Source organism: Streptomyces sp. NPDC102462 (genome assembly GCF_044765425.1).
Taxonomy (GTDB): domain Bacteria; phylum Actinomycetota; class Actinomycetes; order Streptomycetales; family Streptomycetaceae; genus Streptomyces.
This window is the reverse complement of record NZ_JBIWKB010000031.1, coordinates 70,288-82,991: the sequence shown is the minus strand read 5'-3', so window position 1 is coordinate 82,991 and position 12,704 is coordinate 70,288. Positions and strand designations below refer to the sequence as shown.

The window sequence follows — 12,704 nt, the reverse complement described above, 5'->3', positions numbered from 1 at the left end:
CGGCCGCCGGGTAGGCTTCTTCCCTTCCCGCCAGTCGAAAGGAACGCGCCGTGCCGCCGTCCAGCGCCAGCACCACCGACTCCGCCAAGTCCGCCGGCGGTGGGGTCCAGTCCCTGGAGCGCGCCTTCGACCTGCTGGAGCGGATGGCGGACGCGGGCGGCGAGGTCGGCCTGAGCGAGTTGTCCGCGAGCAGCGGGCTGCCGCTGCCGACCATCCACCGGCTCATGCGAACGCTCGTGGCCTGCGGGTACGTCCGCCAGCAGGCGAACCGCCGGTACGCGCTCGGTCCGCGCCTGATCCGGCTCGGCGAGTCCGCCTCCCGGCTGCTCGGCACCTGGGCCCGCCCCTATCTGGCCCGTCTGGTCGAGGAGACCGGCGAGACGGCGAACATGGCGCTGCTGGACGGGGACGAGGTCGTGTACGTGGCGCAGGTGCCCTCCAAGCACTCGATGCGCATGTTCACCGAGGTCGGCCGGCGTGTGCTGCCGCACTCCACGGGGGTGGGCAAGGCGCTGCTCGCGGACGTGCCCGACGACGAGGTGCGCGCGCTGCTGGCCCGCACCGGCATGCCCGCGGCCACCGAGAGGACCATCACCACGCCGGACGGCTTCCTGGCCGCGCTGGCGGACGTACGTCGGCTCGGCTACGCGATCGACGACAACGAGCAGGAGGTCGGCGTCCGCTGCCTCGCGGTCTCGGTGCCCGACTCCCCCACGGCCGCCGCCCTGTCGATCTCCGGCCCGGCGGGCCGGGTCACCGAATCGGCGACGGAGAGAATCGTGCCGGTGCTCCAACAGGTGGCAGCAGAACTGTCCCACTCCCTGGCCAGCACCGCTTCCTGACCCCGCGCGCCCCAAAGGGGCGCGAGGAACTGCGCGACCAGCCACAACGACGCCGCACCCGGCAGACGACCGGACACGGACGGCGGGACCATCGCTCGACCACCGACGGCCGGTCCGCGCCCCAAAGGGGCGCGAGGAACTGCGCGACCAGCCACAACGACGCCGCGCCCGAAGAACACCGCATGAGCCGAGGCCGGCGCCGGGCAAGCGGAACGGCGCCGGCGCCAGCAGGACCGCCCAACCGGCGGAGCCCTACCGTGGGGGCTCCCCGAACAGTTCCACCGCCTCGCGGACCTCCGCGAGGCCCCGTGACAGGGCGCTGACCGAGCCGATCGAACCCGCGATCAGGAGCAGGGAGCGGCGCAGGCGCGGGATCTCCGGGTTGCCGTCGGAGGTCATCGCGGCCAGGGCCGCCAGCTCGTCCTCGGCCACCGCGCGGTCCCGGAACTCGGCCGGATGCGCGGCGAGTTCCCGCCGCAGCCGGGAGACCGCTGTCCGCAGTCCCGTCACTCTCGGGTCCTCGTCGCTGCCGGTCACCGGCATCTGCCCCAAACTCCGCAACACGGCCCTCCCCCTCACTACGCGTGGCGCACCCCTCGCGGTCCCGGCCCCACGCCCGCGGCGCTGGTCGGACACCGGGGGGACGCGGGCCAGTAAACGCCACCCGCCGCGCGCCGCGCCACTGCGCGGACCGAAATTCAGCCCCATGACACCGACTACTCCTCCCCGCGTCAGGTATGCAGGAGCCATGACGGACAACCAGGGCAACGTGACCGAGGTCGCCGGGCTGCTGCTCGCCGCGGGCGGCGGACGACGGCTCGGCGGCCGGCCCAAGGCACTGCTGGCACACCGGGGCAGACCGCTGGTGGAGCACGCGGTCGCGGTGCTGCGCACGGCCGGCTGCGCACGCGTCCACGTGGTCCTCGGGGCCGCCGCGGCGACCGTGCGGGAGCGGGCCGACCTCGGCGGCTGTGTGGTCGTGGACAACCCGGACTGGGCCGCGGGCATGGGTTCCTCGCTGCGGGCCGGGCTGGACTCGCTCGCCGGCACGGACACCCGCGCGGCCCTCGTCTCGCTGGTCGACCAGCCGGGCATCGGGCCCGAGGCAGCGGCCCGGGTGCGCGCCGCCTACCGGGACGAGGCGTCCCTCGCATCGGCGGCCTACGCGGGCGTGCGCGGCCATCCCGTCCTGCTCGGCTCCGCCCACTGGCCGGGCATCGCCGCCGCCGCGACCGGGGACCGGGGCGCCCGCGGCTACCTGAAGGCGCACGAGGCGGCGATCACGCTCGTCGAGTGCGGGGACGTGGCGCGGCCGTACGACATCGACACGGAGGCGGATCTGATCCACCTCGAGTGAGCGGCGTGGCACCGGGCGCCGCCCCGTCTCGGCGCAGAGACTCACCACGTCGACAGTCCATTGAGCTTCCACGATGAGGAAACTAGTATCCACTGATCAGAAGGAACCGACCGCTCCACGCGCCCACGGAACGACTGGCACCCGGTGCCACCGCTGAAGGAAGTGACCGCTCATGTCCGCACCAGCGCCGTCCCCGCTGGCCATCGTCGACGCCGAGCCGCTGCCCCGGCAGCCGGAGGTCCTCACCGACGCGGCGCTCGCCTTCGTGGCCGAGCTGCACCGGCGGTTCACGCCGCGCCGCGACCGGCTCCTCGCCCGCCGGGCGGAGCGCCGCGCCGAGATCGCCCGCACCTCCACGCTCGACTTCCTCCCGGAGACCGCCGCGATCCGCGCGGACGACTCCTGGAAGGTGGCTCCGGCCCCTGCGGCCCTGGACGACCGCCGGGTCGAGATCACCGGCCCGACCGACCGCAAGATGACCGTCAACGCGCTCAACTCCGGCGCCAGGGTGTGGCTCGCGGACTTCGAGGACGCCTCCGCGCCCACCTGGGAGAACGTCGTCCTCGGCCAGGCCAACCTGATCGACGCCTACACCCGGACCATCGACTTCACCGACCCGGTCAGCGGCAAGTCGTACGCCCTGCGCCCGGACGCCGAACTGGCGACGGTCGTGATGCGCCCGCGCGGCTGGCACCTGAACGAGCGCCACCTGGTCGACGCGGACGGCACCCAGGTGCCCGGCGCCCTGGTCGACTTCGGCCTGTACTTCTTCCACAACGCACAGCGCCTGCTGGACCTCGGCAAGGGCCCGTACTTCTACCTCCCGAAGACGGAGTCGCACCTGGAGGCCCGCCTCTGGAACGACGTGTTCGTCTTCGCCCAGGACCACGTCGGCATCCCGCAGGGCACCGTCCGCGCCACCGTCCTGATCGAGACCATCACGGCCGCCTACGAGATGGAGGAGATCCTCTACGAACTCCGCGACCACGCCTCCGGGTTGAACGCGGGCCGCTGGGACTATCTGTTCTCGATCGTGAAGAACTTCCGGGACGCCGGGCCGAGGTTCGTGCTGCCGGACCGCAACGCCGTCACCATGACGGCCCCGTTCATGCGCGCGTACACCGAACTCCTCGTCCGCACCTGCCACAAGCGCGGCGCGCACGCGATCGGCGGCATGGCCGCGTTCATCCCGTCGCGCCGCGACGAGGCGGTCAACAAGGTCGCCTTCGAGAAGGTGAAGGCGGACAAGGACCGGGAGGCGAACGACGGTTTCGACGGCTCGTGGGTCGCCCATCCCGATCTGGTCCCGATCGCGAGGGAGTCGTTCGACAAGGTGCTCGGCGACCGGCCGAACCAGAAGGACCGGCTGCGCGAGGACGTCCACGTCACGGCGGCCGAACTGATCGCCGTCGACTCCCTCGACGCCAGGCCGACCTCCCCGGGCCTGGTCAACGCCGTGCAGGTCGGCATCCGTTACATCGAGGCGTGGCTGCGGGGCCTGGGCGCGGTCGCCATCTTCAACCTCATGGAGGACGCGGCCACCGCCGAGATCTCCCGCTCCCAGATCTGGCAGTGGGTCAACGCGGGCGTCGAGTTCGAGAACGGCGAGAAGGCCACGCCCGAACTGGTCCGCAAGGTCGCCGCCGAGGTACTGGCGGAGATCCGCGCCGAGATCGGCGACGACGCCTTCGCCGCCGGACACTGGCAGCAGGCGCACGACCTGCTGCTCCAGGTCGCCCTCGACGAGGACTACGCGGACTTCCTGACGCTACCCGCGTACGAACGCCTGGAGGACTGAGGCCGACCACGAACGTGCGGGGCCCGGTCCGGTGAGTCGGCATCGTCGGCAGCGCTTGAGCAGGGCCCAGGGGCCCGTGGGCACGGCCCGCGGTGACCTCGGGGCCCGCTTCGTCCGCGGCCTCCGCCGCCGCACGGCGGACCGAGACCGGTCCAGAACCAGGGGCCGAAGCCGGCCGCGAACGCCCCGGGGGATGCCGAAGCCAGCCAGAAACCGTCAGCGGGCCGAAGCCCACCACGAAGGATCGGCAGGCCGGATCCGGCCGCACACTGTCGGCGGCCCGAAGCCCATCACGGCCCATCAGCAAGCCCAAGCCAGCCACAGACGACCGGCAGGCAAGCCAGCCGCGAACCATTCGGCAGGCCGAAGCCCACCACGACCGACCGGGGGCTCAAGCCAGCCACGCGCCGTCGGCGGCCCCAAGCCCGCCACAAACGACCGAAGGCCGAAGCCCGCCACGGACCATCGGCGGGCCGAAGCCGGCCACCACGAACGATCGGCGGCCCGAAGCCGGTCACGAACGAACGGCGAGCCCAAGCCGGGCGCGGATGCCGGCGCTCAGGTGTCCGAGTGGCCCAGGGGTTTGCCCGGGGCCACTCGGTCGCGTACGGCCCGCTTCACGGCCGTCGGTTCGGGGAAGCCCTGCTCCCGCCGGTCCCACACGACCTCGTCGTTCACCCGGACGACGAAGACACCGCCCGTGCCCGGCTTCAGGGCCAGTTCGGTCAGTTCGGCCTCGAAGGTGGTGAGCAGTTCCTGCGCCAGCCAGGCCGCGCGCGGCAGCCACCGGCACCGGGTGCAGTACTCGATCTCCACGCGCTGGGTCATCCCAGGTGCACCGACCAATCCTGTTCAGCCCCCGGTCTGCCGTGCAGGTCGGGGACCCGCTTCAGCCACTGCGGGCGGCCTTCCTGGGTGCGCGCCGCCCGCAGGGCCTCCTCGGCGGCGCGTTCCTCCCCGGTGGGGAAGTCCGTGGGGATCCAGGCCGACGACGCCCGTACGCGCGCGTGCAGATAGTCCACGTACGCCTGCCGGACCACGTCCGGCGTCGCGAAGCCGGGCTCCCCGGCCAGCCACGCGTCAGGTACCGCCGCCGCGACCTCGCGCAGCAGGTCGCGCGTCACCCTGGGCGCCAGCTCGGCGTCGGCCGCGCGGACGTCCGGCGCCGCGGACGTCCCCGCCGCCCCGGCGGGGCCCGGGACGCGGACGCGGCCGAGGGCGTGGTGCCGGAAGTCGTACGCCTTCGCGGGGTCCGCGCCGTCCCAGCGGTGGTGGAAGACGAGGGCCGCGCCGTGGTCGATCAGCCACAGCCGGGGCGGCGCGACGCCCAGGGTCGGCCAGATCATCAGGTTGGAGCTGTGCACCGTGCGGTCGACGTTGACGGTCAGCGCGTCGAGCCAGACGACCCGGCCCGCCTCCACGGGGTCCACGGGGAAGGTCCGCGCCACCTCGGGGGTGAAGTCCCGCGCGCCCGGCAGCAGGTCCATGCCGAGGTTGACACCGGCGCTGGCGCCGTGGAGGTCCCGCACCTCCTGGTGCGGCTCGTGCGCGGCGATCCGGGGGTCGAAGCGCACCAGGACCAGTTCGGGGAAGCGCAGTCCGAGGGCGCGGGCCAGCTCGCCCACGATCACCTCGGCGACCAGCGCCTTGCGCCCCTGCGCCGAGCCGGTGAACTTCACGACGTACGTCCCGAGGTCGTCGGCCTCGACGATCCCGGGCACGGAGCCGCCCTCGCGCAGTGGCGCGACATAGCGGGTCGCAGTGACCTCACGCAACATTTTCCCCAGGCTACACGCCCTTTCGCCCTTCCCGTCCCTGACGGGAGTGGAGGCATGCCGAGGCAGCGCCGCCGGGTACTGCAACACCCCGGGGAGCTGCCTCGCCATGCATACGTTTCTAGCCGCGGATGGCGATCGTGGCGTCGAGTTCCACCAGCGCGCCTTGGGGCAGCACATGGGCCGGCAAGGCGGTTCGAGCGTGCCGACCCGCGTCCCCCAGGACGTCGAGCAGCAGTTGCGACGCCCCGTCGATCACCGACGGCTGGTCCACGAAGGTCGGTGAACTCGCGGCCCAGGCGTTGAGCTTCAGTATGCGCACGTTGTCGAGGCCGACTGCGTCATCCACACGCGCCAGGAGGTTGAGCGCAGCGGTTCTCGCAGCGGTCACTCCGTCGGCCAGGGTGGCGTTGTCTCCCAGGCAGCCCCGCAGTATCTCGCCGGAGGCGGTCCGTGAGATCTGGCCGGACACGTACAGCAGATCGCCCCATCGAGTGGTCGCCTCATACGCGTAGCGAGGCGCCCCGAGCACCGGCAGTTCGATGGAGAGCGCCCTGAGGCGGTCCTTCACGTCAGTCATGTCGCATCCCGGTTCACGATGTGGCTCTTGGGCGTGGGCAGTTCAGCCGTCATCGCTGGCTCAGGATGTAGGTGCGGTCGCGCCCGATGTACCACAGGTCCTCCGTGCCGATCGCCGCGTTCTCGTAGCGCCAGGGGATCTCGGCGGCCCCGTACGAACCGACCTTGAGTACGTGCTTGTAGCCGGGCCGGAGTTCGTTGGCGAACGACTCCTGCTTGCCCATGAGGTGGCCGACGTTGCGCTTGCGGTACTCCGTGTTGAAGTCGACGTCCGTCCCGAGCATCCCGATCTGCACCATCCGGTCCAGGTGCGGTGCCAGGTAGCGCAGGGTTCCCTCGTGCACGTCCTCGCACACCACGCCGGGCTTGAGCTGTCCGATGATGCCCTCACGCACCACGTCGAAGAAGAAGCCGTACGCCTCCTTCGCGGCCGCGGTGCGGGGCAGCGAGCGGGCCATGTCGGAGGTGGCGACGTTGACCCCGTCGAACACGATGCGCACTCCGGCGTCGAGCTGGATGCACGTCGTCTCGTCGTTGATCGGGTAGTCGACCGGCGGGCCGGGGAAGAGCATCCGGTTCGACGAGTGGAGGTTGGTGAAGTAGGGCTCGATGCCGAAGGGGATCTCGTTCACCGTGCGGAACTCGGCGATCTTCTTGAGGTACACCTCGTTGATGTCCAGCTCGGTGAACGAGCGGCCGGCGTCCAGGCCCTCCTCCGCCCAGGCCAGCGCCTCCTCGATGGCGAACACGCTCGCCCGGGCGGCGACGACCTGGAAGGGGAGGTCCTCGTGGTCGCGGATGTCGCGCCAGTGGCCGAGGTCGGTCGAGACCGGAACCAGTTCCGCTCCCTCGCGCTCCAGCTCGCGGGCCAGTCCGACGCTGATCCATTCGTCCTCGACCCCGGTCCGTACGCCGCCGGCCAGTGCTCGGACGGCGGCGCCGATGGACGGGAACCGGCCGACGGCCGCCCCGGAGACCTCGGGTGTCTCGTCGGGCGCCAGCACCATCAGCTTGTCCGAACCGGCCAGCCACAGGCCGACCGCGCCGTCCGGCTGCGCGAACCCGGTCGCCTCGGTGAAGTTGGGCGGTGCCGCGAGGAGCAGCGCGTCGAGGGAGCGGTCCTCGACGAGCGCTTTCAGTCCCGAGAACCGGCTGTCCTCGCCGGCGGTGAACTCCTCCGCCAGGCCGGAGAGGTGTTCGACATCCTCGATGAGCCGTCGCGCGGTGTCGACGCCCGTCGCGCGCCACGCCGCGAACCTCGCCACGACCTCCTCGGTGTCGAGTTCGTACGCGGTGACGGGGGTGGGGGCCTGGTCCTCGACGACGAGTTCGACGGAGCCGGACAGCGTGCGGTAGTGGCTGTAGACGACGTCGGCGGCGAGGTTCACCGCAGCGCCGTCGGCGAGTTCCTGCACCAGGCTCGTCAGAGACTCCGAGGCGGGCGTGTCGGCGACGACCCGGGGGTCGATCGTGACCCAGGGGGCGTAGAACCTGATCCGGTCCTTCGGGACCCCGGCGGAGAGGACGTTGCCCTGCTCCTGTTGGCGAACGAGCAGGTACTGTCCCTTGTCGGTCCGTGCGATCAACGGCGCGACGAACGGGTGGGAGTCGAGGCGGATCGCGGAGAACAGGAAGCTCTTGCGTGCGTTGAGTCCGTAGGTTTCTTCGACCTGCGCGGCATCTGCGGTGAGGCTCAGCATGGGGGCTCCTAGGGTGTCGATTTCGGTGTCGGCGTCCGGGCCGGCGGTGGTCAGCTGATTCCGGTCACGACTCCGATGTGGGACTCGATTTCCGTTGTGTAGTCGGAGAAAGCCGCGGAGAACCGGTGCTCCTTGCCCCGGGGCCGTGGGAAGTCGATCGCGATGTCGGCGACGATCCGGCCGGGGCGGTCGCCGACGACGACCACCCGGTCGCCGAGCCAGACCGCCTCGGAGATGCTGTGGGTCACGAACAGGACGCTGCATCCCGTGGTCTGCCAGATGCGCTGGATCTCGAAGTTCATCGAGTCGCGGGTCATGGCGTCGAGCGCACCGAAGGGTTCGTCCATTAGCAGCAGTTCGGGGTGGGAGACCAGCGCGCGGCAGATGGCCACCCGTTGCTGCATCCCGCCGCTGAGCTCGTAGGAGTAGTGCTTGGCCTTGTTGCCGAGCCCCACCATCTCCAGCAGTTCCTGGGCGTAGCGGCGTGCTTCGTCGGTGCGGGCGCCGCGGAACTCCAGGGGCAGGAGCACGTTGTCGATGTTGTTGCGCCACGGCAGGAGCACGGGGCTCTGGAACACCATCGCGATGTCCTCGATCCCTTCGCGGATCGGCCGCCCCTTGACCAGGATTTCGCCCTCGGTGGGCTCCTGCAGGCCGGAGATCGTCTTGAGCAGCGTGGTCTTTCCGCTGCCCGACTGTCCGACGATCGAGACGAACTGTCCGGGCTTCACATGGAAGTCCAGCCCCTTGAGCACCGTGTTGTCTCGGCCGTCCCGGGATCGGTAGGTCTTTCCCACGTTGTTGACCGAGATGGCGTACTCGTTGTTCATGTGACTCTCCGTCCGGCCGTCACGGGGCCTGGATGGTCTCGTTGGCGTGCAGCGGCTCAAGGTAGGAGTTGCTGTACACGTCCTTGGGCGTGAGATTGCTCTCCGGGTTCAGGCCGAGGAACCGGCGGGCGACGTCGATCGATTTCTGGGCGCCGGCGTCGTCCATGACGCCGAACTGGTTCGCCGACTTGCCGGTGCCCCAGTTGAGACCGCACTGCGCGCGGATCGCGAGGGTGATGGTGCCGGTCTCGTAGCCCGAGACCTGTTTCTGGAAGTCCTTCGCGGCGTCGTCCGGGTGCTGGCACGCCCACAGGAAGCCCTTCTGCATCGCCCGGTTGAACCGGCGCACCTGCTCGGGATCCTTTTTCAGTTTCTCGTCGGAGACGACGATCCCGTTGCCGTACAGGTTGATGCCGAGATCGGACCACTTCAGCACGACTGCCTTCCGGCCGAGTGCGTCGATGGCCGGCTGGTCGGAGACGTACAGGGCGAGGTTGGCGTCCCACTGACCGGCCAGCAGTCCGGGGATCTTCGACGCGCTCGACGCGGAGACGACGTTGACGTCGCCCTCCTTGAGGCCCAGCTTGCTCATCGCGAACGGCCACATCGCGGTCATCGCGCCACCGCCCTCGGTGGCGACCGTCTTGCCCCTGAGGTCGTCCCAGCTCTTGATTCCGGTGCCCGCGAGGGCGACGACCGCGTAGGCGGACCTGGCCTGCAGGAGGTTGACCTGCTTGACCTTGACTCCCCTGCCCTGGGCGGTGACCGTGGCGCCGAAGTCCGCCCAGCCGGCGTCGACCTTGCCGGTGACGACGGAGGTGACCGTGTTGGTCGAACCGGACCCCGGCATGACCGTGAGGTCGATACCTTCCGCCTTGAAGAAGCCCCGCTCGACAGCCGATATGAACGGCGCGTGCTTCGGCAGGTACCCCACGTCGAGCATGAGGGTCATCGAGTTCTTCCCGCCGCTGCCCGCGCAGCCCGAGACGGACATGAGGAGCACCGCGCCGCCGATCGCGGCGATCCGGCGAATCGAGTTACGCATCGAATCTCCGATCCCCGGTCACTTCGTGTGGCTCTTCCACGGGACCAGCTTTCGTCCCGCGAAGTCGACGATGAAGAACAAGGCCAGGGCAATGGCGGCGAGCACGATGAAGGCCGCGAACATCGACGGGAGGTCGACCTGGCTGTTGGCGAGGAGGATGACATATCCGAGCCCCTTCGAGCCGGCGATGAACTCACCGACGACCGCCCCACCGACAGCGAGCGAGATGGAGATCTTCGCTCCGGAGAAGATCGACGGGATCGCGTAGATAAAGTCGATCTTCGTCATCTTCTTCCATGGCGATGCCTTGTTGATCCGTGCGAGTTCCTGCAGTTCGTGGGGTACCGAACTCAGGCCGTCATAGGTGTTGATCACCAGCGGGAAGAACGCGATGGCCATCGCGACGAACGCCTTCGACTCGAAGCCGAACCCGAACCACACGATGAACAGCGGTGCGAGCGCCACCTTGGGGATGGTGTCGATCGCGATGAGCGCGGGGTAGAGGAAACTGCGCACGGTTTTCGAGTAGTGCAGCATCGCACCGCACAGCACCCCGAGCGCGGTGCCGAGCGCAAACCCGGCGAGCGCTTCCTGCAACGTGACATAGGTGTTACTCGCGAAGTAATCGGGTCGGTCGATCAGTTCGGCGAAGGCCGCGACCGGCCCGACGAACAGGTATTCTGGCGGGGCGATGATGGTCACCAGCAGTTGCCACACGACGAAGAGCCCGATGATCCCCGCGGCTGCTTTCGCACCGGCAGCGATCGAGTCACGGCTGAACCTTTTCGGCCGGGGTGCCGCCGGTTCGCTGAGCGCCTGCTCGGACAGGGACTGACGCGGGCCGTCCGAACCGACTTCGCGGACTTCAGGAGAGGCCATGGCGGAACCCCTCACATGGCGCGTCGTGCGGGGGCAGCGCGGGGGCAGCCGACTGGGGGTGCGGGTGCCGCCAGGAGCCGGTGGCAGGCAGCGGCGGCGCAGCCGGTATCCGGCGCGACAGAGGGGACGGCGAGAGCCATCGTGGTGTCATTGCGTCCTCACAACACTGGAAGGGGTACCACTGGGCAGTCGTGGGGGGCTGGGCCTGGCCGGGGGGAGACAAGCGCCCCGCCCGGCCGGCTGATCAAGCGGCGCTGTGGACGGTGAGCGCGCCTTGGCCGGGTTCACCGTCGAGTCGACGCCACACACCGAGCGGGTTTTCGTCACGAACCTCGGCAGGCAGCAGCGCGTTCGGCACGTCCTGGTAAGCGACGGGCCGCAGGAAGCGCTCGATCGCGAGCGTCCCGACGGATGTGCTCCGTGGGTCTGTTGTGGCCGGGAAGGGGCCCCCGTGCACCATCGCGTGGCCGACTTCCACGCCTGTGGGCCAGCCGTTGAACAGGACGCGTCCGGCTCGCTCCTCCAAGAGCGGCAGCAGCTTCGCGGCGAGTGGATGATCGGCCTCGTCGGCGTGCACGGTCGCGGTGAGCTGACCTTCCAGCGTGCGCACCGCGGCGATCAGCTCGGATGTGTCCGCGCATCGGACGAGCAGCGATGTCGCGCCGAAGACTTCGGCCTGCAGCTGAGGATCGGCGGCGAACCGGGCGCCCTCGACGGTCAGCAGCCGGGCGCGGCCGGGGGCCGCGCTGTCGGGCCGGCTGCCGCCTGCGAACTCCTCCACGCCGTCCCGGGCCGCAAGGGCGTCACCGGCGGCAGCGTAGTGGTGGGCCATGCCCGTGCTGAGCATGGTGGCTCCGGCGTCGGCGGCCACGGCGTCGGCCGCGGCCTTCATGAACGCGTCGAGGCCCGGTCCCTCGATGGCAAGGACCACACCAGGGTTGGTGCAGAACTGACCGGCGCCGAGCGTCAGTGATCCGGCGAACGCGGCGCCCAGTTCGGCGCCGCGGGATGCGAGCGCCGCGGGAAGCAGCAGCACCGGGTTGATGCTGCTCATCTCCGCGTACACCGGGATCGGCACCGGCCGAGCGGCGGCTGTGGCCGCGATCGCCAGCCCACCTCTGCGGGACCCGGTGAAACCCACGGCACGGATCCTCGGATCGCTGACGAGCAGGGTGCCCGTTTCGGTTCCCCTGCCGACGAGCTGGGAGAACACTCCCGCGGGCATACCCGTGTCAGCCGCTGCTTCGGCGATCGCCCGCGCCACCAGCTCCGCGGTACCCAGATGAGCCTGGTGCGCCTTGACGACCACCGGGCAGCCGGCGGCCAGCGCCGATGCGGTGTCGCCCCCGGCGGTGGAGAAGGCCAGCGGAAAGTTGCTCGCCCCGAACACCGCGACCGGGCCGAGCGATATCCGGCGCTGGCGTATGTCGGCGCGTGGGAGCGGTTCGCGGCCGGGCCGTGCCGGATCGATGCGGGCACCCTGCCATGTCCCGGCCCGCAGCTCCGCGGCGAACAGCCGCAGCTGACCGCTGGTGCGTCCGACTTCCCCGGCAAGCCGCGGACGAGGCAGCGCGGTCTCGGTGTGGGCGCGCTCGACCAGCGGATCCCGCCGTTCGTCGAGGAGATCCGCGATGCGCTCAAGGAACTCGGCACGCCGCTCGGCGGTGGTCTCCCGAAACACCGGATGTGCCTGCTCCGCCAGCGCACAGGCCCGCTCGACCTGCGCGGCCGACGCCGCGGGGTACCCGGGATCGAGAGCCGCGCCGGTACGGGGATCGACGGACCGGATCTCCTCACCCGTGCCGATGACGGGTTCGGCTCCGATGACCATGACGCCGGCGGGGCTGGTCCGGGGAAGAGCAGACACGGGTGTCTCCTTGCACTTCAATCAGATGGGTG

General features: G+C 70.3%; 12 protein-coding genes. 3 read left to right on the top strand and 9 right to left on the bottom strand.

Annotated elements, in window-relative coordinates; all coding sequences use genetic code 11:
- The first annotated feature begins 50 nt into the window (after positions 1-50).
- Positions 51-842, top strand: a complete 792-nt coding sequence (locus tag ACIRFL_RS25500; protein ID WP_404032585.1) for an IclR family transcriptional regulator — start codon at positions 51-53, stop codon at positions 840-842.
- Positions 843-1,094: 252 nt separating this feature from the next.
- Here the strand turns inward: ACIRFL_RS25500 and ACIRFL_RS25495 are convergent, their stop codons facing one another.
- On the bottom strand, positions 1,095-1,406 hold the full coding sequence (locus ACIRFL_RS25495; protein ID WP_404032582.1) for a DUF5955 family protein: 312 nt from the start codon (positions 1,404-1,406) through the stop codon (positions 1,095-1,097).
- A 184-nt stretch (positions 1,407-1,590) separates the two neighbouring features.
- Here ACIRFL_RS25495 and ACIRFL_RS25490 point away from each other — a divergent pair, with 184 nt between their 5' ends.
- Both ACIRFL_RS25490 and aceB read left to right on the top strand, forming a co-directional pair.
- Positions 1,591-2,199: an NTP transferase domain-containing protein gene (locus ACIRFL_RS25490; RefSeq protein WP_404032580.1), complete on the top strand. Its 609-nt coding sequence runs from the start codon at positions 1,591-1,593 to the stop codon at positions 2,197-2,199.
- A 172-nt stretch (positions 2,200-2,371) separates the two neighbouring features.
- Positions 2,372-3,997, top strand: coding sequence for a malate synthase A (gene aceB / locus ACIRFL_RS25485; RefSeq protein ID WP_404032577.1), 1,626 nt, complete (start codon positions 2,372-2,374; stop codon positions 3,995-3,997).
- Positions 3,998-4,555: 558 nt separating this feature from the next.
- Here aceB and ACIRFL_RS25480 read toward each other — a convergent pair.
- From ACIRFL_RS25480 to ACIRFL_RS25445, 8 genes are all read right to left on the bottom strand, one after another.
- Positions 4,556-4,825, bottom strand: a complete 270-nt coding sequence (locus tag ACIRFL_RS25480; RefSeq protein WP_404032575.1) for a SelT/SelW/SelH family protein — start codon at positions 4,823-4,825, stop codon at positions 4,556-4,558.
- On the bottom strand, positions 4,822-5,775 hold the full coding sequence (locus tag ACIRFL_RS25475) for a HipA family kinase (RefSeq protein ID WP_404032573.1): 954 nt from the start codon (positions 5,773-5,775) through the stop codon (positions 4,822-4,824). The genes ACIRFL_RS25480 and ACIRFL_RS25475 overlap by 4 nt, the downstream gene beginning before the upstream one ends.
- Before the next feature lie 118 nt (positions 5,776-5,893).
- Positions 5,894-6,352, bottom strand: a complete 459-nt coding sequence (locus ACIRFL_RS25470) for a RidA family protein (RefSeq protein ID WP_404032570.1) — start codon at positions 6,350-6,352, stop codon at positions 5,894-5,896.
- 49 nt (positions 6,353-6,401) lie between these two features.
- Complete coding sequence (locus tag ACIRFL_RS25465) at positions 6,402-8,051, bottom strand: M24 family metallopeptidase (protein WP_404032567.1); 1,650 nt, start codon at positions 8,049-8,051, stop codon at positions 6,402-6,404.
- A gap of 50 nt (positions 8,052-8,101) precedes the next feature.
- Entirely contained in the window at positions 8,102-8,881 is a 780-nt protein-coding gene (locus ACIRFL_RS25460) for an ABC transporter ATP-binding protein (protein WP_404032563.1), read from the bottom strand.
- 19 nt (positions 8,882-8,900) lie between these two features.
- The gene (locus ACIRFL_RS25455) at positions 8,901-9,926 is read right to left on the bottom strand and encodes an ABC transporter substrate-binding protein (protein ID WP_404032560.1); all 1,026 of its coding nucleotides are present in this window, start codon (positions 9,924-9,926) and stop codon (positions 8,901-8,903) included.
- Positions 9,927-9,944: 18 nt separating this feature from the next.
- Positions 9,945-10,805: an ABC transporter permease gene (locus ACIRFL_RS25450; RefSeq protein ID WP_404032557.1), complete on the bottom strand. Its 861-nt coding sequence runs from the start codon at positions 10,803-10,805 to the stop codon at positions 9,945-9,947.
- Between the two features lie 244 nt (positions 10,806-11,049).
- Positions 11,050-12,672: an aldehyde dehydrogenase (NADP(+)) gene (locus tag ACIRFL_RS25445; protein ID WP_404032554.1), complete on the bottom strand. Its 1,623-nt coding sequence runs from the start codon at positions 12,670-12,672 to the stop codon at positions 11,050-11,052.
- Positions 12,673-12,704: the final 32 nt, after the last annotated feature.